Annotated in this window: 20 protein-coding genes; 12 read left to right on the top strand and 8 right to left on the bottom strand. The window is 71.1% G+C overall.

The annotated features are described in order from the left end of the window. The first annotated feature begins 5 nt into the window (after positions 1-5). Positions 6-956, top strand: a complete 951-nt coding sequence (gene tatC, locus ACFHWY_RS10770) for a twin-arginine translocase subunit TatC (protein ID WP_416579992.1) — start codon at positions 6-8, stop codon at positions 954-956. 95 nt (positions 957-1,051) lie between these two features. After that, positions 1,052-1,984 (top strand): diacylglycerol kinase, encoded by a 933-nt coding sequence (locus tag ACFHWY_RS10775; RefSeq protein ID WP_416580139.1) that lies wholly within the window; start codon positions 1,052-1,054, stop codon positions 1,982-1,984. 123 nt (positions 1,985-2,107) lie between these two features. Here ACFHWY_RS10775 and ACFHWY_RS10780 read toward each other — a convergent pair whose 3' ends face one another. Continuing rightward, positions 2,108-2,869, bottom strand: coding sequence for an HAD family hydrolase (locus ACFHWY_RS10780; protein WP_416579993.1), 762 nt, complete (start codon positions 2,867-2,869; stop codon positions 2,108-2,110). An 86-nt stretch (positions 2,870-2,955) separates the two neighbouring features. Between ACFHWY_RS10780 and ACFHWY_RS10785 the strand changes: the two genes are divergently transcribed. The 5 genes from ACFHWY_RS10785 (at position 2,956) to ACFHWY_RS10805 (ending at position 9,606) form a co-directional block, all read left to right on the top strand. After that, positions 2,956-5,727, top strand: coding sequence for a DEAD/DEAH box helicase (locus ACFHWY_RS10785; RefSeq protein WP_416579994.1), 2,772 nt, complete (start codon positions 2,956-2,958; stop codon positions 5,725-5,727). Between the two features lie 166 nt (positions 5,728-5,893). After that, a complete protein-coding gene (locus tag ACFHWY_RS10790; RefSeq protein ID WP_416579995.1) occupies positions 5,894-6,781 on the top strand; it encodes an MHYT domain-containing protein in 888 nt (295 codons plus the stop codon). A 169-nt stretch (positions 6,782-6,950) separates the two neighbouring features. Next, positions 6,951-7,361: a type II toxin-antitoxin system Phd/YefM family antitoxin gene (locus ACFHWY_RS10795; protein WP_416579996.1), complete on the top strand. Its 411-nt coding sequence runs from the start codon at positions 6,951-6,953 to the stop codon at positions 7,359-7,361. Positions 7,362-7,522: 161 nt separating this feature from the next. Further along, positions 7,523-8,653, top strand: a complete 1,131-nt coding sequence (locus ACFHWY_RS10800; RefSeq protein ID WP_416579997.1) for a transporter substrate-binding domain-containing protein — start codon at positions 7,523-7,525, stop codon at positions 8,651-8,653. After that, positions 8,557-9,606, top strand: a complete 1,050-nt coding sequence (locus ACFHWY_RS10805) for a hypothetical protein (protein ID WP_416579998.1) — start codon at positions 8,557-8,559, stop codon at positions 9,604-9,606. The genes ACFHWY_RS10800 and ACFHWY_RS10805 overlap by 97 nt, the downstream gene beginning before the upstream one ends. Positions 9,607-9,682: 76 nt before the next feature. Here ACFHWY_RS10805 and smpB read toward each other — a convergent pair whose 3' ends face one another. The 4 genes from smpB to ACFHWY_RS10825 form a co-directional block, all read right to left on the bottom strand. Further along, positions 9,683-10,174: an SsrA-binding protein SmpB gene (gene smpB, locus ACFHWY_RS10810; protein WP_416579999.1), complete on the bottom strand. Its 492-nt coding sequence runs from the start codon at positions 10,172-10,174 to the stop codon at positions 9,683-9,685. 60 nt (positions 10,175-10,234) lie between these two features. Continuing rightward, positions 10,235-10,747: an NUDIX domain-containing protein gene (locus ACFHWY_RS10815; protein ID WP_416580000.1), complete on the bottom strand. Its 513-nt coding sequence runs from the start codon at positions 10,745-10,747 to the stop codon at positions 10,235-10,237. 75 nt (positions 10,748-10,822) lie between these two features. After that, a complete protein-coding gene (locus ACFHWY_RS10820; RefSeq protein WP_416580001.1) occupies positions 10,823-12,871 on the bottom strand; it encodes a glycogen debranching N-terminal domain-containing protein in 2,049 nt (682 codons plus the stop codon). After that, the gene (locus ACFHWY_RS10825; protein WP_416580002.1) at positions 12,868-13,260 is read right to left on the bottom strand and encodes an SCP2 sterol-binding domain-containing protein; all 393 of its coding nucleotides are present in this window, start codon (positions 13,258-13,260) and stop codon (positions 12,868-12,870) included. The genes ACFHWY_RS10820 and ACFHWY_RS10825 overlap by 4 nt, the downstream gene beginning before the upstream one ends. Positions 13,261-13,758: 498 nt before the next feature. Between ACFHWY_RS10825 and ACFHWY_RS10830 the strand changes: the two genes are divergently transcribed. After that, positions 13,759-14,079, top strand: coding sequence for a TraR/DksA family transcriptional regulator (locus ACFHWY_RS10830; RefSeq protein WP_416580003.1), 321 nt, complete (start codon positions 13,759-13,761; stop codon positions 14,077-14,079). Between the two features lie 37 nt (positions 14,080-14,116). Here ACFHWY_RS10830 and ACFHWY_RS10835 read toward each other — a convergent pair whose 3' ends face one another. Together ACFHWY_RS10835 and ACFHWY_RS10840 are read right to left on the bottom strand one after the other, a co-directional pair. Beyond that, entirely contained in the window at positions 14,117-14,629 is a 513-nt protein-coding gene (locus ACFHWY_RS10835; RefSeq protein WP_416580004.1) for an ATP-binding protein, read from the bottom strand. A 137-nt stretch (positions 14,630-14,766) separates the two neighbouring features. Further along, positions 14,767-15,774 (bottom strand): SDR family oxidoreductase, encoded by a 1,008-nt coding sequence (locus tag ACFHWY_RS10840; protein ID WP_416580005.1) that lies wholly within the window; start codon positions 15,772-15,774, stop codon positions 14,767-14,769. 53 nt (positions 15,775-15,827) lie between these two features. On the opposite strand from ACFHWY_RS10840, the gene glpK reads away from it, so the two are divergent. Together glpK and ACFHWY_RS10850 are read left to right on the top strand one after the other, a co-directional pair. After that, positions 15,828-17,345: a glycerol kinase GlpK gene (gene glpK, locus ACFHWY_RS10845; RefSeq protein WP_416580006.1), complete on the top strand. Its 1,518-nt coding sequence runs from the start codon at positions 15,828-15,830 to the stop codon at positions 17,343-17,345. Between the two features lie 109 nt (positions 17,346-17,454). Beyond that, entirely contained in the window at positions 17,455-18,777 is a 1,323-nt protein-coding gene (locus ACFHWY_RS10850; RefSeq protein ID WP_416580007.1) for a metallophosphoesterase, read from the top strand. Between the two features lie 28 nt (positions 18,778-18,805). On the opposite strand, the gene ACFHWY_RS10855 is transcribed toward ACFHWY_RS10850, so the two are convergent. After that, positions 18,806-19,621: a TetR family transcriptional regulator gene (locus ACFHWY_RS10855; protein ID WP_416580008.1), complete on the bottom strand. Its 816-nt coding sequence runs from the start codon at positions 19,619-19,621 to the stop codon at positions 18,806-18,808. A 104-nt stretch (positions 19,622-19,725) separates the two neighbouring features. On the opposite strand from ACFHWY_RS10855, the gene ACFHWY_RS10860 reads away from it, so the two are divergent. Both ACFHWY_RS10860 and ACFHWY_RS10865 read left to right on the top strand, forming a co-directional pair. Further along, positions 19,726-20,646: an ATP-binding cassette domain-containing protein gene (locus ACFHWY_RS10860; RefSeq protein WP_416580009.1), complete on the top strand. Its 921-nt coding sequence runs from the start codon at positions 19,726-19,728 to the stop codon at positions 20,644-20,646. Then, complete coding sequence (locus ACFHWY_RS10865; protein WP_416580010.1) at positions 20,643-22,268, top strand: ABC transporter permease; 1,626 nt, start codon at positions 20,643-20,645, stop codon at positions 22,266-22,268. The genes ACFHWY_RS10860 and ACFHWY_RS10865 overlap by 4 nt, the downstream gene beginning before the upstream one ends. The last annotated feature ends 169 nt before the right edge of the window (positions 22,269-22,437 follow it).

Genomic DNA, 22,437 nt, shown 5'->3' on the forward strand with positions numbered 1-22,437 from the left:
TAATCGTGGCCTTCGGACTCCGCAAGCGCGGACCGACCAGTTTCGAGCGGGCCGCCGACGGTTCGATGACCCTCGTCGAACATGTCCGGGAACTGCGCAACCGGCTGTTCAAGGCGTCGCTGGCCATCCTGGTCGGCTTCGGTATCGGCATCTGGCTGGCCGGTCCGGTCCGTGAGCTGCTCTCCGAGCCGTACTGCCAGTTGCCGGGCAGTCTGCTCGCCAACGGTCGATGCAACTTCGTCCAGCTCGGCCCGGCGGACCTGTTCCTGCTCAACCTGAAGATCGGCCTCTGGGTCGGGCTGATCCTCGCCGCACCGATCTGGCTCTACCAACTCTGGGCCTTCATCGCGCCGGGCCTGCACCGCAACGAGCGGCGGTATGCGTACGCCTTCACCGCCCTGGCGGCACCGCTGTTCGCGGCCGGCGCGGTGCTGGCGTACTTCGTCGCCGCCAAGGGCCTGGAATTTCTGCTCCAGGTCTCGGGCGACGACATCAACACGACCCTCGACATCACCCGGTACATCTCGTTCATCACCAACCTGATCCTGATGTTCGGGGTGGCGTTCGAGTTCCCGCTGATCGTGCTGATGCTCAACTTCGTCGGCATCGCCAGCGCCAAGCGGCTGCTCGGCTGGTGGCGCATCGCCGTCTTCGCCTTCTTCGCCTTCGCCGCGGTGGTGACCCCCACGCCTGACCCGTTCGGCATGACCGCGCTGGCGCTGTGCCTGTGCGCGCTCTACTTCGCCGCCGTCGGCGTCGCGTTCCTCAACGACAAGCGCCGGGGACGCGGCAAGGAAATCTACGCCGGCATCGACGACGACGAGATTTCCCCGTTGGAGGACGACCGCGATCCGGTGGAGGCGGGCGGGCCCGTCGGCTCGGTCGCCCCGGTGGAGGCCCCCGAGCCGGTGGCCCGGCCCCGGCCGATCGAGCAGCGCTACGACGACGTGACCTGACCCCGTCGTGCCGGCCCGCACCCCAGGTGCGGGCCGGCACGACGCTCGGAGTGGCTGACGTGGACAGCTTCTGTGGTGTCGACCGTGGCGGTACGGTGCACGCCGTGACCGCTGACGATCACAACTCGATCCCCGACGGGCCGATCGCGGTGTTGGCCAATCCGACCGCGGGGCGCGGCCGGCACCGCAGACTGCTGCCGGACCTGCTGGACCGGCTCTCGGTGGCCGGTCGACCGGTGCGGCTGTTGCGCGCCGGCACCGCCACCGAGGCCGAGTCGGCCTGCTATGCCGCCGTCGCCGAGGGAGCCGGCGCGCTGGTCGCGGTGGGTGGCGACGGCACGGTGCACCGGGCGATGCAGGCCGTCGCCGGCACCTCGGTCCCGTTCGGTCCGATCCCGGCCGGCACCGGCAACGACTTCGCCGTCGAGACCGGCTATCCGACCGATCCACGCGCGGCGGTGGACGTCATCGCGGCGGCGCTGCGCGAGGGGCACACCAGGCCGGTCGACCTGGCCCGGATGACCCAGACGGACGGGACTGCCCGCTGGTACGGTGCGGTCCTCGCGGCCGGCTTCGACGCCATCGTCAACGAGCGGGCGAACCGGATGCGCTGGCCGCGTGGCTCCCGCCGTTACGACCTGGCCATCCTGGTGGAGTTGGCCCGGCTACGTCCACGCCGCTACACCCTCACCCTGGACGGCGAGCGCGTCGATGTCGACGCGGTCCTGGTGGCGGTCGGCAACGGGGCCAGCTACGGCGGCGGGATGCGGATCTGCCCGGCGGCGGACCCGACCGACGGCCTGCTCGACGTGGTCGTCGGTGGTCGCTTCGACCGGCGCACGCTGATCCGGGTGAAGCCGCGCATCTACGCCGGCACCCACGTGGCGCACCCTCTGGTGTACACCTACCGGGCACGCACGGTCACCCTCGTTGCCGAGGGCATCACCACCTACGCTGACGGCGAGCGTTCCCTCGGCCTTCCCGTGACAGTCACCGCGATCCCCCGGGCCCTACACCTGCTGCGCTGACGGGGCGCTGAATCTTGGTACGGAACGGCCTTCAGAGGGCGACCCCGTGCCAGGATCGCCGGGCCGTCCGAGGCGCTGGACCGTGTGGTCGGTAGCGGGTGGCGGCGGGACCGGGGCTGGGTGTCAGGGGCGGGTCAGGTCCAGGACGGAGCCGAGGCCGTTGGGCTGGCCCGGGTCCGCGGCCGGTAGGACGAGCGCCGCGCAGCCGGCCGCGACGGCTCCCGCGTCGGCCGCGCTGTCGCCCACCATCAGCGTCGCCTCCGGGTCGACGCCGAGCAGTCCGCAGGCCCGCCAGAAGATTGCCGGGTCCGGCTTGCAGCGGCCCACCTCGTACGACAGCACGTGGGTGTCGACCAGGTCGGCCAGGCCCCAGGCGTCGAAGAGGGGCCGGATGTCGAAGCCGATGTTGCTGACCACGGCGGTCCGTACGCCGGTCGCACGTAGAGCGGCGAGGGTCGGCGCGGTGTCGGGGTAGGGCACCCAACCCGCTGGCACCAGCAACCGCTCGTAGAGCGCCTCGGCGAGGCCGTCGATGTTCGCGTCGACCGTAGCGGCCAGCCCGGTGTACGCGCCCCGGTGGGCGTGCTCGTAGAGATCCCGGTCGGCCCACAACTCGGCCAGGTGGGGCGGCACCCGGGCGGGCAGCGGCCCACCGGCCCGACCCGCGGTCAGCAGCCGGTCGGCGAGTCCGGTGGCGCGCATCCGGTCCAGCTCGACCCCACATGCCGCCGCGGCGCCCAGCACCCACTGCCTGGGCTCCTCCACCTGGGCCAACGTGCCGTGGAAGTCGAGCAGCACCGCCTTGACCGGCCGCCGGGACGCGCCCCGTCGGGTGGCCTCGGTGGGCTGAGGTGCGTCCTGGGTCGATTCGGCATGATCCGGCACGTCGTGCACCCTACCGACCCGCTCCGACCGGGCTGCCGGACGGCCTTGCCGGATGCCCGTCGGGGGCACGCACTAATCTTGGCAGCATGTCGAGTCCCGCCGAGCGGTACGCCACGGCGCGCCGCCGGGCCGCCCAGGCCGCGCAGTTCCCGGCGCTGGAAGAATTCACCTCGGACCTCGGGTTCGACCTCGACGACTTCCAGCGGGAGTCGTGTCAGGCCCTGGAGCGTGGTAGCGGCGTGCTGGTGTGCGCGCCCACCGGAGCCGGCAAGACCGTGGTCGGTGAGTTCGCCGTACACCTGGCGCTGCGCGGCACCCCCGGGGAGCCGGCACCGACCGACGGCGTCCGACGCAAGTGCTTCTACACCACGCCGATCAAGGCATTGTCGAACCAGAAGTATCACGACCTGGTCGTCCGCTACGGCGCCGAGCAGGTGGGTCTGCTCACCGGCGACAACGCCATCAACGGCGACGCCCCGGTGGTGGTGATGACCACCGAGGTGCTGCGCAACATGCTCTACGCCGGCTCGGCCACCCTTGAGGGCCTGGCGTACGTGGTGATGGACGAGGTCCACTACCTGGCCGACCGGTTCCGCGGCGGGGTGTGGGAGGAGGTCATCATCCACCTGCCCGACTCGGTGACCCTGGTGTCGCTGTCGGCGACGGTCTCCAACGCCGAGGAGTTCGCCGACTGGTTGATCACTGTGCGGGGCGAGACGACGGTGGTGGTCAGCGAGCACCGGCCGGTGCCGCTGTGGCAGCACATGCTGGTCGGCAAGCGGATGTTCGACCTGTTCCACGACGCCGCTGCGGCGCGCAAGCACGACGTGCATCCAGAGTTGTTGCGCTACACCCGGGATACGGCGCGCCGGCTCGACCTGGGTGAGGGGCGTTCGGCCGGGCCGGGCGCCGGTCGTCGAGGGCCGCGCTGGCGGGGGCCGATCCGGCCGGACATCGTGGATCGGCTGGACCGTGAGGGCCTGTTGCCGGCGATCCTGTTCATTTTCAGCCGGGCCGGCTGCGATGCCGCGGTGCAGCAGTGCCTGGCCGCCGGGCTCCGGCTCACCTCGCCGGAGGAGCGCGCGGAGATCCGTCGGGTCGTGGAGGCCCGGGTGACGGCGATTCCCGGCGAGGACCTGTCCGTGCTGGGCTACTGGGGGTGGCTCGACGGGCTGGAACGTGGTCTTGCCGCCCACCACGCGGGGATGCTGCCGGCCTTCAAGGAGGTCGTCGAGGAGTTGTTCGTCCGCGGGCTGGTCAAGGCGGTCTTCGCCACCGAGACCCTTGCTCTGGGCATCAACATGCCGGCCCGCTGCGTGGTGCTGGAACGGCTCGTCAAGTACAACGGCGAGGCGCACGTCGACCTGACGCCGGGGGAGTACACCCAGCTCACCGGGCGGGCCGGTCGTCGGGGCATCGACGTCGAGGGGCACGCCGTGGTGGTGTGGTCCCCGGAGACCGACCCGCGGCACGTGGCCGGCTTGGCCTCCACCCGCACATATCCGCTGCGCTCCAGCTTCCGGCCTTCGTACAACATGGCGGTGAACCTGGTCGGCAGCGTCGGCGCGGAACCGGCCCGAGCGCTGCTGGAGTCGTCGTTCGCGCAGTTCCAGGCGGACCGGTCGGTGGTCGGCCTGGCCCGGCAGGTGCAGCGCAACACCGACACCCTTGAGGCGTACGGCGCGGAGGCCGACTGTCACCACGGCGACTTCGACGAGTACTTCGCGCTGCGGGTGGCCATCGCCGACCGGGAGCGGGCCATCGCCCGACAGGGGCAGAGTCAGCGGCGGGCGGCGGCGGTGACGTCGTTGGAACGGCTGCGGATTGGTGACGTGATCCGGGTGCCGTCCGGGCGCCGTGCCGGTCTGGCAGTGGTGCTCGACCCCGCCACCGGTGGCTTCGGGGAACCGCGTCCGCTCGTGCTCACCCAGGACCGGTGGGCCGGCCGGATCACCCCAGGCGACTTCACCGCGCCCGCCGAGGTGCTGGCCCGTATCCGGGTGCCGAAGCACTTCAATCCTCGTTCCCCGGGGGACCGTCGGGATCTCGCCGCCGCGGTCAGCGGAACCGGCCTGGACCGGCACTCACGCCGTGGTGCCCGTTCCCGGCAGTCCGGGGAGGATCACCAGCTGACCCAGTTCCGTGCCGAACTGCGCCGGCACCCCTGCCACGCCTGTCCGGAACGGGAGGAGCACGCTCGGTGGGCGGAGCGCCGCCGGCGGTTGGAGCGCGACACCGAGGAGCTGCGCCAACGGGTCGCCGGCCGGACGGGGTCGCTGGCGCGCACGTTCGATCTGATCGTCGCTCTGCTCACCTCGCGTGGCTACCTCACCGCCGGGGGCGGGGTGACCGATGCCGGGCGGACGCTCGGGCGGATCTGGACGGAGGCGGACCTGCTCGTGGCGGAGTGCCTGCGTCGCGGCGTCTGGGACGGGCTGTCGCCGGCCGAGTTGGCCGCGGCGGTCTCCGTGGTGGTTTTCGAGGCACGTCGTGACGTCGACGAGCAGGCCTCGTTGCCCCGTGGCGCGGTCGCTGAGGCGGTCGACACGACGCTGAAGCTGTGGAGCGAGATCGAGTCCGACGAGGCGTCACGGGGCCTGACCGTCACCCGCGAACCTGACCTCGGCTTCGCCTGGCCGGTGTACCGCTGGGCCAGGGGTGAGGCATTGGCGAAGGTGCTGGCCAGCGGGCACGAGTTGGATGGCGAGATGCCGGCCGGAGATTTCGTCCGGTGGTCCCGGCAGGTGGTGGACCTACTCGGCCAGTTGGCCGACTCCGGTGGAGCCTCGACGGAGCTGCGGGCTACCGCCCGGCAAGCGATCAGCGCCGTCAACCGTGGGGTCCTGGCGTACCGTTGAGCGGCGCGGACAGCGCTGAGGGAGGGTGAATCGACGCACCGCTAAGTTACCGAAGCGCCACCCCTCGCAATCCCCCGGGGGGCGGTATTGTGCCTGGTGGAGACGTCCCGGATCATGTCATCGGCACGTGGGTTACGTGCCGGTAGCAGCTCTGGGGGGAGCCACTGTGGCGGACATCAATCATTTTGAGTACGGCTGGATCACACCGGCGCTCAGCTACGCGCTGTCGGTGCTCGGCTCGATCCTCGGGCTGGTCTGCGCCAGCCGGATCCGGGCGGCGTCCAGCACGGGGCAGAAGCTCTGGTGGGGCACGCTGGCGGCCTGGGCGCTCGGCGGCACCGCCATCTGGACGATGCATTTCATGGCGATGCTCGGCTTCGCCGTGACCGGTTCCCGAATCCGGTACGACGTGCCGATCACCGTCGCCAGCGCGTTGCTCGCGGTGCTCGCGGTCGGTATCGGGCTGGCGATCGTCGGCACCGGTCGGCTTTCGGTGATGCGTATCCTCGCTGGCGGCCTGTTCACCGGCAGTGGGGTGGCGGCGATGCACTACAGCGGCATGGCCGCGATGCGGCTGGACGGGGACCTGTTCTACGACGGACTCCGGGTGGGTCTGTCGGTGTTGATCGCCGTGGTCGCGGCCACCGTCGCGCTCTGGCTCGCGGTGACCGTCCGCCGTGACATGGCGATCTTCGGTTCGGCGTTGGTCATGGGGGTGGCGGTCAACGGCATGCACTTCACCGGAATGAGCGCCCTGTCGGTGCACCTGCATGAGGAGCGCGGCGACATCGCCGGCGCGGGGGTGGGTACGCTGCTGATCCCGATCGTACTGTTGGTGATCTTCGGCGTGGTGGGGCTGGTCTACGCCCTGCTCGCCGCACCGACCGACGAGGACCGCGCCGGGGTCGAGTACCTGGACACCCGCCTGCCGCCGCCGGCCGCCGCCGCGCCGGCCGACATGACGGCGCCCGACCCGGTCGGGTTGCGGGCCCGGTCCACCCTCGCTCGTCCCGGTGCCCAGTTCCCGTCCCGCCGGGACCACCCGCCGCGTTGAGTGGCGCGGCGGTGCGCGGGTGCCTCGGTGGGTTGGAGATCGTCGAGGCGCCCGTAGAGCTGGAATCCGGGTTGAACGACTTCATGTCCGGAGCGTTCCGTGAGCTGACGGGCGGCTTTCTGGGCGGACGGTAGCGGAAAGTGTCGTACCCGATACCGAAGATGTATTCATGGCTGTCCCCGCACTCACCCCGCGAAACGCCCCGGCGCGCTCGCTGCCCCTACGCGAGGCGCGTACCCGACTCAGCCAGCTCGTCGCCATGGCGGAGTTGACCGACACGGTCACCGTCGTCACCCGCGACGGCGACTCCCGACCGGTCGCCGCGATCGTGCCGGCGGGCGCCGCCCGGTCCGTCGCCGAGGCCCGTGCCGACGCCGAGCGACTCGCCGAGGTCACCGCTGGGTGGGCCCGGCGCCTTGAGGCGCTGCGTGCGCAGAGTGGTCGCCGGCACGCCGCAGAGCTGCGCGGGGTGGCCGCTGCGCTCGCCGAGGTGTGGGCCGAGTTGGACAAGCGGGCCGCACCTGGCGATCCCGCGCTGGTCCGCCTGCGCGCGGCCCACGCGGACCTACTCGGCGGCTGAGGGTCGGGTTCACTCGGCGACGTGTCCGACGCGCCTGGCGAATGTGCGCGCACCTGGCCTGCCGGCTGGATGGCTTGGTAACGCTTGTGTAACTGTGGGTCACCCTTTTGGGTGGTCGGCCACAATGGAGCACGCACGGTCAGTGGTGGACGGGGGCGTCGATGAGCGAGTCTGGTGAAGGTACCGAGGCCCCGCGTCCGCAGCGGGCCGACAGGTCGGACGGAACGGGACGGGGTCGGCGGCTGCGCCTCGCCGCCCTGCTCCTGCTCCTGGTGGTCCTCGTCGTCGCGGTGGTCCGGGTGGTCGCCGTCGTCGGACCGCCCAGCCGGGAGCAGTTGCGCGAACGGGCCGGGCTGACCGGCAAGCAGGAACTGCTCATCGGGGTGAAGGACGACCAGCCCAGGGTGTCGCAGCGGTTGCAGAACGGCGCGTTCGAGGGCTTCGACATCGAGATCGCCTACATGATCGCCGAGGATCTCGGCTTCGACGCCTCCAGGGTGACCTTCCTGCCCATCGAGAGTGAGGACCGCGCCCGGCGGCAGGCGCGCACCGTCGACGGCAGGTTCGTCACCGTCGATCTGGTCGTCGCCTCCTACAGCGTCACCAAGCAGCGCCGCGAGCAGGGCGTGATCTTCTCCGCGCCGTACCTGCAGACCGAACAGTCAGTGGTCACCCTGGTCGAGAGCAACCTCGCGCCGACCAGCTTCCGTGATCTCGCCGGGCGGAACGTCTGCACCCTGGCGACCTCGACAGCGGAGCGGAACCTGGAGGAGGCCGGCGCGCTGGCTCACGGCCGCAACCGGATCAGCGAGTGCATCCAGGAGCTGTACGACGGTGAGGTCGACGCGGTGACCAGCGATGCGGCCATCCTGGCTGGTTTCGTTGCCCCCCGTCCACCAGGTTCGGACTCGTCGCCGATGAACGAGATGACGGATCCCAAGCCGTTGCGGCACTCGGACCTCGGCGCCGACGGCGACGAGCTGTGGGGGGTGAACACCGGTACCAAACCGGCCATGCGAGACCTGGTCAATTTGTCCTTACAGGAGTCGCGGATTGGTCGCAACGGCAAGCGGTGGCGGGCGGCCTTCGAGAAGTACTTCGCCTCCGCGCAGCGCTACAACGACCCGCAGCAGGTCGCGGTCGATCGGCAACCGGAGCCATGGCCGGAGGACGAGGTGGAGGTGCGGCAGTGGCCGTGGGAGAGGTTCGCACTGCCGTACCCGTTCCGACCACGGCCGGGGCCGCCGCCCGCCGCCGCCCGGGGGCGCGCCAGGCGCAGCAGTGGCTGCTGACCCTGCTGCCTGCCTTTCCGGTGCTGCTGCTGGTGCTCCGGCTGTGGCGGCTCAGTCAGCAGGACATGTCGACGATGTTGCTGCTCGTGCAGTACGTCAGCCCACTGGGGCTGCTCAGCGCACTGCTCATCGCCCTGGTCTGGGCGGTGCCGCTGGTGGTGCTGCTGCCCGCCGTGCTAGGCCGACTGCTGCAGGTCAGCGCACCCGACCGGTTCGACCCGGAGCGTTCACTACTGGCCTACGCCACCTCTCGTACGCCGGACTGGGTGCTGGTGGCGACGGCCGTCCTCGCCGCCCTCACCTGGCAGCTACGGTTCCTGCCGGTGCTGGTGATGCTGCTGGTGTGGCTGGTGGCCCTGCATACCCGCAACCGGTTCCCGGACCGGCCGCGGCTGCTGACGGTCACCGGCGTCATCCTGCCCGTCGTCCTCGCGGCGGCGTGCTACACCTGGCTCGGCCCGGCCATCTGGGCAGCCGTGGGTCACGGTGAGCTGGCCACCGCCGTGTTGCTGGCGCTCCCGCCGGCTGGCGCGCTGGTGCTGACCGGGCCGGTGCCGGCCCGGATCGCCCCGACGGTGACCCGCACGTTCACCTACACGGCCGGCGCGCTGTTGCCGCTGGTGATGGGAGCGGTGTTCCTGCGGGTGCCGCTGCTGCCGGCGGTGGCCGTCGAGGTCGGCGAACCGGTCACCCAGGAGATCGTCCTGGGTGAGGCGGTGACGGTGACCGACAAGATGACGATTGTGCTGGACCGTTCCGGCGTGGTCCGGTTCCTGCCCAACAACACGGTTCAGGGGCAGGTGTTGTGTTCCGGGGACGTGCGGACGCCGACGAGCCGGGTTGATGTGGCCGGCTGGCCGGTGGAGGACACCGCCCTGGACTGGACGATGCCACGCGGCCCGTCCGGTTCACCGGATCCGCGCTGCGCCGGCCTCGTGCCGACCTCGTCGTGAACCCCTCCGGTGCCGCCCCGGCCGTCACCAGCCTGGCGCGATCCGCTCCCGAACGCGCTAATCTGCGGTGGCAGGCTCAGCCGCGCCCGTACTGTCCCTTTAGCCGGCGGCCCAGCTCGCGGGCGATGTCCTGGTTGGCATCGCGTTCGGCGAGCGCCTGCCGTTTGTCGTACGACCGGCGGCCCCTGGCCAGACCGAGTTCGACCTTCGCCCAGCCGCCGGCGAAGTACATCGACAACGGCACCAGGGCGATGCCGCCCTCGCGGGTCTGTGCCAGGAGACGGGCGATCTCCACCCGGCGAAGCAGCAGCTTGCGGGTGCGCCGGGGCGCGTGGTTGGTCCAGGTGCCGTAGCCGTACTCCGCGATGTGCAGCCCGTACAGCATGATCTCCCCGTCGCGTTCGTGGGCGAAGGCGTCCACAAGCGATACCCGGCCCTCGCGTAGGGACTTGACCTCCGTGCCAGCCAGCACGATCCCTGCCTCGTAGGTCCTGAGGACCGTGTAGTGGTGGCGGGCCTTGCGGTTGGAGGCGATCAGTGTCGGTTCGGCGCTACGGGAGGTGCCCATCCGGGGAAGGATATCCCGTGCCGGTGCGGGCTGCGCCTCATCGGGTCCGCCCGGGTCCGCTCAGTCCTGCTGGCGGGCGAAGAAGTCGGCCAGTACCTGGGTGTGGGTGGAGAACGCCAGTTCGGTTGGCTCGGTCAGCACCAGCCACTCGGTGGCCTCCGCCGTCGGCGCCGACGACGGCAGTGCCTCGGCGGGGCGTGGCGGCAGCGATCCGAAGATCATTATGGTGCCGCCGGCCGGTGCGCTGTGCACCGCGACCAGATCGGCGCTGGCGGGATCGGCGGGTAGGCCGGTCTCCTCGCGTAGCTCGCGGACCAGCGCGTCCCGCCATTGCTCGCCGTACTCGATGAAGCCGCCGGGCAGCGCGAGCATCCCGCGCGCCGGCTCGATGTCCCGCCGGACGACGACCACGCCGAGGCCGGTGGCGGTCCGCACCGGCAGCAGCGCCACCGCCACCGGCAGCGGGTTACGCCAAACGGTGCCGCCGCAGGTCGGGCAGGCCCGAGGCCAGCTGGCCGCCGCCGGATAGGCCGAGCCGCAGTACGAGCAGTGTGAGTGCGCCACGCCGGTCATGGGCCAGCACGCTACCCGGCGGCCGGCGCTGCCGGGCGGCGGGACGACCCGGTCGATCACGGAACAGGCACTCCCTCAGCGTGTCCTGCCGCGGGCGTTGCCGATCGCGTCCTTGCGGCCCCAGCGCCCCGGGATGTCGAGCAGCTCGATCCGGCCGAAGCGCGACGGGATGCCCGGTTGCACCACCAGATGTTCACCGAGCGGCTCCAGGCCGAGGAGGGTGCGCAGCAGCAGGAAGGTGGCGCCGGTAGCGGACGCCTGCGGGCTGTTCGCCGCCGGGTACGGGACCGGGGAGCGGGTCAGTTTCCGGTCGTAGCCGGCGAAGGCCTCCGGCATCCGACCGGCGAAGTGCGGGGCCGCCCCGATGATGGACTCGGCGATGATCCCGGCCTGCTCGACGAAGCCGTACCGCCGCAGCCCGAGGGCGATCAGCGAGTTGTCGAACGGCCACACGGCGCCCACGTGGTAGCCGAGTGGGTTGTAGCGGGCCTGGCCGGTCGCCAGCGTCCGCACCCCCCAGCCGGAGAAGAGCCGCGGCCCGAGCAGGTGAGCGACGACCGCCGAGGCCAGTGACTCGTCCACGATCCCGCTCCACAACAGGTGGCCCATGTTCGACGCCAGCGCGTCGACCTGGTCACCGTCGGGGCCGAGCGCCAGCGCGTAGTATTGGCTGCCGGCGATCCAGAAGTCCCGGTTGAACCGCTCCTTGAGTCGGGCGGCCTCACGCTCCAACTGGTCGGCGTACGCCGGGTCGCCCCAGAACTGGCGGGCCAGCCGGGCGGCGCGCCGCTTGGCGTCGTACGCGTAGCCCTGCAACTCGCAGGTGGCGCGCGGTAGCCCGGGCAGCCGGCCGTCGCGGTAGCAGATCGCGTCCAATGAGTCCTTCCAGCAGTGGTTCTGCGCCCCGCTCTCCTCGTTGCGCGGTTGGTACCAGAGGTAGCCGTCACCGCGCAGGTCGCCGTATTCGTCGATCCAGTGCAGCGCCGCGCGGCCCGCCTCCTCCAGCTCGCGGACCAGGGTGGCGTCACCGGTCCAGCGCTCGTACTCGTCCAGCAGTACCAGGAACAGCGGTGTCACGTCCGCTCCGCCGAAGTACGGCGACTGGGGTCGCTGTTCGAAGGCGGCCATCTCCCCGTACCGGAACTCGTTGAGTATCTTGCCGGGTTCCTCGTCCCGGAAGTCGTCGAGGACCGTGCCCTGATCGAGGGCGAGCAGGCGCAGCGTGGCGGCGGCCAGCCGGGGGACGAAGGGCAGCGTCTGGAAGCAGGTGAGTATGTTGTCCCGGCCGATGATGGTGGCCGACCAGGGCAGCCCCGCCGCGAGCATGGTCTCCTGCGGCAGCGCCAGTGGGGAGAAGCGCAGACCGGCGAGGTCGACCAGCCCGCGCTGGTATGTCATGGTCAACGGCTCCCAGTCGCAGTGCAACCGGGGTGCGTTGTCGATCCACTGGCGAAGGTCGTGGCGTAACGGGGCCCCGATCTGGCCCGGTGGCTGTCGTAGCCGGTCCCGGATGTCGTGCCCGTCCGGGCGCAGCACCAGGCCCTTGACCTGGAGGGTCGTGCTCCATTTGCCCTGCCGGTCCAGCCGGACCCGGAAGGTCAGCCCGCGCTCGTCCAGCTCGGCCGGCTCACTGGTCGAGATGTCGGTGACACGGTGGAACTTGTCCCGCCGGTAGCCCAGCCGCAGGCAGTCCTCTGTCACCTCCCGGTAGCCACGTAGGTTCGGCGATTCCAGCGGCCAGATCACGTTGTAGACGGGGGCGAAGTCACTGTCGACGTCGATGCGCAGGACATGCTCGACCGACCCACCGTTGTGGTTGAGCAGGGTGAGACGTTCGGTGAAGGCGCTGTCGGCGATCCACCGGTCGCGGATCACCGAGACTTTCGCGTCCACGTAGTGGGTCGGGTGCCCGGGCACCAGGAAGAAGCGGATCTGGTAGTAGTTCGGCTCGTGCACGGCAAGCGGGTGCAGCTGCTCGCCGTCGAGACTCAGCCGCCAGGTGGACAGGAACCGGGTGTCGAAGGCGAAGAAGCCACTCGGATTCCTGGGGCTGAAGGTCATGTCCCCGTTGTCCTCGCTGAGTGCGAAGATGTTGCCGTCGAGGATGCGGACCAGCTTCTTCACCGTGGCTCCGGATTCGCGGCCGGGTCCTGCAGGCTGGCGACTGTCCGGGGGTGGCGGGCTCCGGGTGGTGGCGCGAACAGCCGCTCCAGCATGATCACGAAGCGGAACTCGCCGTCGGCGGTGAAGTCGTTGCGCAGCCAGGCCGGCAGTGGTTTGACCTCGCCGTGGGCCATCCGGAGGAAGAGCGCCTCGTCGGTGTCGATCACAGTGTCCGCGTCGACCGCGCCGCCTCGGGACACGTCGATCCGGCCCTCCTCGATGGCGACCAGCCAGTGGTCAACTCGCTCGGGGTAGCGCAGGTCGAAGCGGACGGTGCCGGAAACCTGGCGCAGCATCCGCCCGCCGCCGCTGGCGAGACCCTCGAAGAAGTCGCGTACCGCAGCCGACATCGCACCACCTCCTCTGCCGAACTTTAGTGCCTTAGTGCCTTTGAGAAGGCTTTATACTGATCTGCGGCAAACAGGCAGCTTTCAGAATGATCTGAGGTTGAACGGGCCGGCTGTCCCACGCAGCACCTCGGCGGCGGTGCGTTCGCTCGCCCCGTCGCTCCGTCGAGGTCGCGGCGCTCACCGGTCTACCCGAACCCGACGGCACTGTCGACTCTGCTTTGGCCTCGCCGGCCCTGGGTGGATTGCCGTTGGTTTCCGGCGGGCGTCCGCCTATGGTGGTCCGATGCCCACCGCCGCGTTGCCCGCCCGCACCGTCGTCGCCACGACGCCGGCCGCCCCGGGTGCCGCGGCGACTCGGTCGGGCTGGATTCTGACGCCGACCGGTGACAGTCAGCCGCGCCCCGCCGGCCGGAGCCCTCCGGAGCCGTCCACCAGACAGAGACGGCCAGGGGCGAAGCGGACAGCTTCGGCCCTTTTCCTTTTTCGGGAGGATCCAAGGTGAGTACCGGCACCGGCACGTACGACCAGCAGTGGCTCAGCGAACCCCAGGTGACGCTGACCGACGAGTTCAAGACACAAGCGGCCCGGCTGACCCAGTTGACCGCGGACACCGGCGATCCGGCGGAGGCGCACACCAATGCCGCGATGATCGCCGCCACCCGGCAGAGTCTCGACCAGATCTCCGGGGCGCTGCGGCGGCTGAGCACCGGCAGCTACGGCAGTTGCGAGAAGTGCGGCACGGCGATCCCGTGGGAGCGGCTGGACATCCTGCCGCACGCCCGGTTCTGCGTGCCCTGTCAGCAGCGCCAGGCCCGCTGACGCCAGGCCCGGCCGCCGCACCACCCCGGCCTCTGCGTCACGGGGCCTCAGGGTGTGGCGGCCGGCGCGGGCCGACGTCGGGCCGCTCGGGCGTGCCGCCCGCTTCCGTGATCAAACTGGCGGTGACGGTCGCGGTTATGCCGTCGTGCCGGCGGGTGAGCGTCAACGCCCCGGTCAGGTGGTGGGCGAGCCAGAGACCCCGTCCGCCCGGCGTGTTCGTCGCCGGTAGGTGGACCGCCAGGTCGGTGCCGTGCCGGCGGCCGTGATCGGTCACCTCGCAGACGAGTTGGCCGGTCTGCTGGAACAGCTCGAGCCGGCCGCGGCCCCCGCCGTGCAGCACGGCGTTGGTGACCAGCTCGTGAACGGCCAGGACGAGATCCTCGGCCACGTCGCCGGTCAGACCGGCGGCGGCGATCCGGGCGGCGAGCAAATGCCGCAGCGCGGTCACCGTCTGGGCGGTGAACTCCTCGGACAGCAGGGGGGTCACCTCGCCGCCACCGGAAGACGGGCCGTCGGGGCCCCGGGCGTCCGGCGGACCGAGGATGCTCATGCAGGCAGGTTACGTCGTCCGTCGACTTCCGCGACCTTTGCCGAGGAGCAACGATTCGTCGTCGCGGCCCCGCCACGCGGGTGGTCCGGGCCGGTGAGGCCCGAGCCGGCCCCGCACCCACCGTCGCCATGATCATGTCACGCCTGGTCGCCCTCCACCGATGTCCGGCCGAAGGAACGCCCGAGACGACGTGCCTCCTCCTCCATCTGGTCGGCCAGCTCGACGCCCCCGAAGCGGGTGATCAGCGCGTCGGCGAAGCCGCTGTTCACCACCGGCCGGATGGCCTGGACCATGGCGATCGAGCGCGGCACGTACACCTTGCGTCGGCGGCGCTCGATGCCGCGCAGCAGCGCCTCGGCGCACCGTTGTACATCGACCACGGTGTGCAGTGGCCAGGGCAGCCTGCGCTGAGCGGCCCGGAAGGAGGCGAAGTCGTCGCGGATGTCCCGGACCAGGTCGGTGTCGATCCAGGTCGGGTGGGCGGTGCCGACGGTGAGCCCGCGCCGACGGTTCTCCAGCCGCAGCACGTTGCCGAACTGCTCGACACCCGCCTTCGACGCGCAGTACGCGGCCATCCCCGGCATGGCGGCGAAGGCTGCCGCCGACGACACGATCAGCACGTGACCCCGGGCGGCGAGCACCTGCGGCAGTGCAGCGCTGACGGTGCGGACCGCGCCGGTGAGGTTCACCTCGATGGTGCGGGCAAGCGCGTCGACCGGCCCGCCGGCGACGGTGCCGACATTGGCGATACCGGCGTTGGCGACCACCACGTCGAGGCCGCCGTACCGCTGCACGGTGGAGGCGACCGCGTCGTCCAGCCCGGCCTGGTCGGTGACGTCGCACTCGTACCAGTGCCCGTCCAGTTCGGTGGCGAGCTGTCGCAGCAGCGCCGGTTCCAAGCCGACCACGGCGACCCGGGCGCCCCGTGTGGCGGCGGCCCGGGCGAGTTGGGCGCCGATGCCTCGGGCCGCGCCGGTGATCAGGATGGTCCGGCCGCGAAGGTCATACCGCATTTGCGCGCTCCAGGTGGTGGCGGTCTGCGCCGTCGAGGATGACGGCTGCTGGCGGGCGGGACGGAAGCCGCGCAGCCGCCAACGGTAGCCGGTGCCGGTCGGCACGGTATCCCTGGCATCCGTGGCGGACATCGGGCCGCCGATCGGCGATGATCGACCCGACGACCATGACAAGGAGACCCCGCATGGCTGACTTCGTCGGCGCCGTGGACCAGGGCACCACCAGCACCCGTTTCATGATTTTCGACCACGGCGGCAACGAGGTCGGCCGCCACCAGCTCGAACACCAGCAGATTCTGCCCCGGGCCGGGTGGGTCGAGCACAATCCCCTGGAGATCTGGGACCGGACCCAGACCGTCGTCCGTACCGCCCTGAACACGCACAGCCTGGCCGCGTCCGACCTGGCGGCGCTCGGCATCACCAACCAGCGGGAGACGACGGTGGTGTGGAACCGGCGTACCGGCCGCCCCTACTACAACGCCATCGTCTGGCAGGACACCCGTACCGACCGGATCGCCTCGGGGCTGGAACGCGACGGTCGTGGCGACGTCATCCGGCGTAGGGCGGGCCTGCCCCCGGCGACCTACTTCTCCGGTGGCAAGATCCAGTGGATTCTGGAGAACGTCGACGGGGTGCGGGAAGCCGCCGAACGCGGCGAGGCGGTCTTCGGCAACACCGACACCTGGCTGCTGTGGAATCTCACCGGTGGCAGCGACGGTGGCGACCACGTCACCGATCCGACCAACGCCAGCCGCACCATGTTGATGGACCTGGAGACGCTGGACTGGGACGACGAACTGCTGTCGTTCTTCGACATCCCACGTGTGATGATGCCGCGGATCGTCCCGTCGTCCGATCCGCACGCCTACGGGGTCACCCTGCCGGGCGGCCCGTTCGCCGGCCCGGTCCGGATCACCGGCGATCTGGGTGACCAGCAGGCCGCGACCGTCGGGCAGGTCTGCTTCGCGCCGGGCGAGGCGAAGAACACCTACGGCACGGGCAACTTCATGCTGCTCAACACCGGCTCCGAGATCGTCCGGTCAAAGGCCGGGCTGCTCACCACCGTGTGCTACCAGTTCGCCGGTCAACCGCCGGTGTACGCCCTGGAGGGCTCCATCGCGGTCACCGGTTCGGCCGTGCAGTGGCTGCGCGACCAGCTCAAGATCATCAGCAGTGCCGGGCAGAGCGAGCATCTCGCCCGCCAGGTCACCGACAACGGCGGGGTGTACTTCGTGCCCGCCTTCTCCGGCCTGTTCGCCCCCTACTGGCGCTCCGACGCCCGGGGAGCGATCGTCGGTCTGTCCCGATACAATACCGACGCGCACATCGCCCGCGCCACGCTGGAGGCGATCTGCTATCAGAGCCGGGACGTGGCCGAGGCTATGGCGCAGGACTCCGGCGTACGCTTGGAGTGCCTCAAGGTCGACGGCGGCGTCACGGTCAACGACCTGTGCATGCAGTTGCAGGCGGACATTCTCGGCGTGCCGGTCAGCCGGCCGGTGGTCGCCGAGACCACGGCCCTCGGTACGGCCTACGCCGCCGGGCTGGCGGTCGGCTTCTGGCGGGACACCGACGAGCTACGGGAGAACTGGAACGAGAGCCGGCGCTGGCAGCCTTCCTGGTCGTCGGAGCAGCGCGGGGTCGGTTACGCCGGCTGGCAGAAGGCGGTGCGCCGCACCCTCGACTGGGTCGACGTCGGCTGACGACACGCCGTCACCGCGCGCCCACCTGGCGTTCCCGGGATGTCCGTTCGGTCTGCATTAGCATGCCGATGTCCGGCATCGGCCGGAGGTGGGCAGAGGAGGGGCGGCCATGCGGTTCAGGCGTGTGATCATGGCGGTGGTGGTGCTGGCGGCCGGCGCGCTGGCGGGCGCGGCGCGGGAGGCGTCACCGTTCACCGTGGTCAACGGGTCGATCCGGCCGTCGACCGGTACGCCGGAGCCGCCGTCGGGCACCCACGCCACCCTGTGGCACAACGCCAGCTACGCCACCACCACGGTGCGGGGCGCCGGCCGGCTGGTGATCGGCGCGATCGGCGAGAACTGCGACGGCTGGCCGACTGTCCGGGTGAGCACGAGCAGCGGCCCGCTAGGCGAGGTCACGCTGACCAGCGGCACCGACTACGGCGGCTACGCGGTGGGCCCACGGCTCGCCGAGGGCCGCTACGACATCCGAATCGAGCTGGTCAACGACCGGTACACGGGCGAGTGCGACCGCAACGCGCACCTGGCGTACGCCCGGCTGCAGCCGCCGTCGCCGGTCGACACCACGTTCGGTTTCGCCGTGGTGCCGGACACCCAGGAGGAGGTGCTCAGCGCGGCGGACACCCGGCTGCGTCAGCGCGTCGACTGGCTGGTCGACCAGCGGACCGCGCTCGACCTGCGTTTCGTCACGCACGCCGGCGACGTGGTCAACTACGACACGCCCGAGCACGTGCAGTACGAACGTGCGCGTACCGCGTTGCGCCCGCTGGAGGCGGCCGGTGTGCCGTACACGCTGGCGGTCGGCAACCACGACACCCAGGCCGCCGGCCCCGACGGGGAGCTGCGCAGCCCCGCCGGTGAGTTGCTGCGCGACACCACGGTCTTCAACCGGTACTTCACCGCCGAGCGGTCCGGGGCGGTGCGGGGTCGCTTCGAGGCCGGCAAGGTGGACAACGCCTACGTCACCTATACCGCCGGGGGTCTCCGGTGGCTGGTGTTGACCCTGGAGCTGTGGCCCCGCCGGGCCGCCGTCGTCTGGGCGCAGGGGGTGGTCGCCGCCCACCCGCGGCACAACGTGCTCGTCGTCACCCATCACTACCTCGAGAGCGACGGCACCATTGGCCGGGGCTCGGGCTACGGCTCCACCAGCCCGCAGTACCTCTTCGACAACCTGGTGCGGCGGTATCCCAACATCCGGTTGGTCTTCTCCGGACACACCGGTACCGCGGCGTCCCGGGTGGACACCGGCCTGCACGGCAACCGGATCCACTCCTTCCTGCAGACCTTCCACTCCCGCAGCACCAACCCGGTCCGGCTGGTCGAGGTCGACACGGCGGCGGACTCGCTGCGTACCTGGATCTACGCGCCGCACACCGACGAGAACTTCCCGGCACACGACCGCTGGTACCCCGACCTCGGCCTGATCCGTTGAGCACCGTCGGCCGACGGCTGTCCAGGAACTATCTCATAACCGTCTCGTTATTGTTCGGTGGATCGAGGTGGCGGTAGAGCGTCGCCCTCGACACGCCGAACGCGGCAGCGATCTCGTCGGCCGAACGGGTGCCGGCCCGGTACATGACCTGGGCGGCCCGCACCTGCTCCGAGCTCATCGACCGTGGTCGGCCCGGCCGTCGTCGGCCGCCCCGGGCCGGCGGTGCGGGACCCTCGTCGTCGACCGCCCCGTCGTCGCTGGACGCCCCGCCGTCGACCGCCGTCGCGCCGCCGCCTGCGGCCGGGTCGTGCAGCAGGCGGCGGACGCCGTCGAGCATGTCCGCCCGGAGCACCTGCGCGGGTACGTCCAGCAGGAACACCACCGGGTCGCTGCACATGGCGATCGCCTGCACGCCGCGTACCCGCTCCCGCCGGCCGGCGTCCGGGCCGGCGACGACCTCGTTGGCCCGCATCAGAATCCGCACCAGCCGGTGATAGGTGCTGCCCTGTTCGACCAGTGCGAGATCGTGGTAGAGCATGCCGAGTGGGCCGCGATGGGCGAGCATGGTGTCCACCCAGCCCTCCAGCAGGGTCCACCGGGCCCGTTGTGGCGGCAGTGCTCCGGCACCGTCCAGCAGTGACTCCAGGTCGCGCAGCAGCGGCTCGGCCAGTGCGCCGAGCAGATGTGCCTTGCCGGGAAAGTGGTAGAGGATCGCGGCCTTGGTCAGCCGCAGCCGCTCGGCGATCTGTCGAAGGGAGGTCCGCTGGTAGCCCTGTGTGGCGAAGAGGTCAAGTGCGGCACGCAGGATCTGGCTCCGGGTGCCGTCGGCCTCCTCCCAGGTCATGACGTCCAGCGTAACCGTTCCTCACCGGTGCCAGGGCGCTGCGCCGGCCCCTTACCATCGGTCAGTACAGTGGTCCCGGTAGGTACCGTGCGGCGGGAGGCACCATGTCCGTGATCTCCATCGAGAACCTCGTCAAGACCTTCGGCGGCGTACGTGCGCTCGACGGGCTCGACCTGCGGGTGGAACCGGGGGAGGTGCACGGCTTCCTGGGGCCCAACGGCTCCGGCAAGTCCACCACCATCCGGATCCTGCTCGGCCTGTTGCGGCGGGACTCCGGGCAGGTGCGCCTCCTCGACGGCGATCCGTGGCGCGACGCGGTCGCCCTGCACCGGCGGTTGGCGTACGTGCCGGGCGACGTCAACCTCTGGCCCAACCTCTCCGGTGGCGAGGCGATCGACCTGTTCGGCGCGTTGCGGGGCGGTCTGGACCAGCGCCGCCGCGACGAACTGCTGCAACGTTTCGAACTGGACCCGACGAAGAGGTGCCGGACCTACTCCAAGGGCAACCGGCAGAAGGTCGCCATCGTCGCCGCGTTCGCCGCGGGCGTCGAGCTGTACATACTCGACGAGCCCACCTCCGGGTTGGATCCGCTGATGGAGGCGGTGTTCCAGGAGGAGGTCCGCCACCTCACCCAGGCCGGCGCGAGTGTCCTGCTCTCCAGCCACGTGCTGGCCGAGGTCGAGGCGCTCTGCGACCGGGTCAGCATCATCCGGGAGGGCCGCATCGTCGAATCCGGCAGCCTCTCCGAGCTGCGGCACCTTGCCCGGACCACGGTCACCGTCGAGACGGCCCGGCCGGTGACCGGCCTGGCAGAGCTGCCGGGCGTGCACGAGGTCCGGCCGGTCGACGGCCGGGTCCGGTTGGAGGTCGAGCCCGAGCACCTCGACCGGCTGCTCGCTCACCTCGTCCGCTTCGAGGTGTGGGCGCTGACCAGCGCGCCGCCCACCCTGGAGGAGTTGTTCCTGCGGCACTACGGCGGCAGCACCGACAACGGCCTCTCCGCGCTGGCCGGAGGTGGCCGGTGAGCAGCTTCACCGGAACCGCCCGGCTCGCTCGGCTCGCCCTGCGGCGGGACCGAACCCGACTGGCCGTCTGGGTCGGTGGCACGTCCCTGATCGGTTACGCCCTCGCCCAGAGCGTCGCCGGCCTCTACCCCGACGAGCAGACCCGCCTCGGGTACGCCGAGGCCGCCGTCACCAGCGTTGTCGCCCGCGCGTTCAACGGTCCGATCGCCAGCACCGACCTCGGTGCCGTGGTGGTCACCGAGACGTATTTGACCTTGGCGCTGCTCGCGGCGTTGCTGAGTACCTTCACCGTCGTGCGGCACACCCGTCAGAACGAGGAGACCGGGCGGGCGGAGCTGCTCGGCGCCGCCGCCGTCGGCCGGTACGCGATGCTTAGCGCGGCCCTGTCGGTCGTGGTGGGAGCCAACGTGCTCACTGCCGCGCTGCTCGCGGTCGCCCTGGCCGGTGCCGGGCTACCGGTAGCCGGCTCGGTGGCCGCCGCCGCGGCGATCGGTGGGGTGGGTGTCGCCTTCACCGGCGTGGCCGCCGTCGCCGCCCAGCTGTCGGTGACCTCCCGGGGCGCCAACGCGCTGGCCGCCGCCGCGGTGGGCGTCGCCTTTCTGGTGCGGGCCGCCGGCGACGTGCTCGGTGAACGCGAGGTCGACGGCGTGCGCCTGGTCAGCGCCTGGCCGACCTGGCTGTCGCCGCTGGGCTGGGGCACCCAGGTGGGCGCTTTCGCCGAGCAACGGTGGTGGGTCCTCGCGCTGCCGGTCGCGTTGCTGGTCGTCGGGGTCGCCGTGGCGTACTCGCTGGCCGAACGCCGCGACGTCGGCTCCGGTCTGCTGGCTGCCCGGCGTGGTCCGGCCCGTGCCGCGTCGAGGCTGCTCGGCCCGGCCGGGTTGACCTGGCGACTGCAACGCGGTGCGCTGGCCGGCTGGGCGGTCGCGGTGGCGGTGCTCGGACTCTCGATGGGCGTGGCCGGGCACGAGGTCGATGCCATGATCGCCGAGAATCCGGCGATGGCCGAGGCGATCGCCCAGCTTGGCGGCGGGTCTGAGCTGGTCGACGCCTACCTGGCCGCGATGCTCGGGTTGTTCGCGCTGACCATCGGCGCGTACGTCGTGCAGGCCGTGCTGCGCATCCGGGCCGACGAGTCCGACGGCATCCTCGAGCCGTTGCTGGCCACCGCGGTCAGCCGCATCCGGTGGCTCGGCACGCAGGTGCTCGGTGCCGTGATCGGAGCGTCGGGGTTGATGCTGCTGGCCGGCCTCACCACCGGCCTGGGGTACGGCCTGGCCAGCGGTGACCCGGTCACCTGGGGCGTCGAGCTGGGCTGGGCCGCGTTGCTGCGGCTGCCGGCCCTGCTGGTGGTCGCCGGGGTGGTGACCGCCCTGTTCGGGGTGGTACCGCGCTGGTCGGTCGCGCTGAGCTGGACGGCGCTGATCGCGTTCCTGCTGCTCGGGCAGTTGGGTGCGGTACTCGACCTGCCCCAGGCCGCGCTGAACCTCTCGCCCTACAGTCACGTGCCCTCGGTGCCCGCGGTCGACGTCACGGTGCGGCCGCTGGTCGCCCTCACCGCCGTTGCCGCCGCACTGCTCACCGTGGGCCTGCTCACCTTCCGCCACCGTGACACCCCCACCTGAGGCGTCTGCCGAACGTCCATGATCGTCTGCACGTCCGGGTGTAGACCCGCGCCGGCCACCGCAGCCAGCGGGTACGCGAGGTGCCGGCGACAAGTAGCCGACGCCGGGGGGGGCGGCTACATCGGGTGTTGCCGGCGGGCCGCGCGATCCTCTACGGTCTGCTCAGCGG

Source organism: Micromonospora sp. LOL_024, from assembly GCF_048060415.1.
GTDB lineage: Bacteria > Actinomycetota > Actinomycetes > Mycobacteriales > Micromonosporaceae > Micromonospora.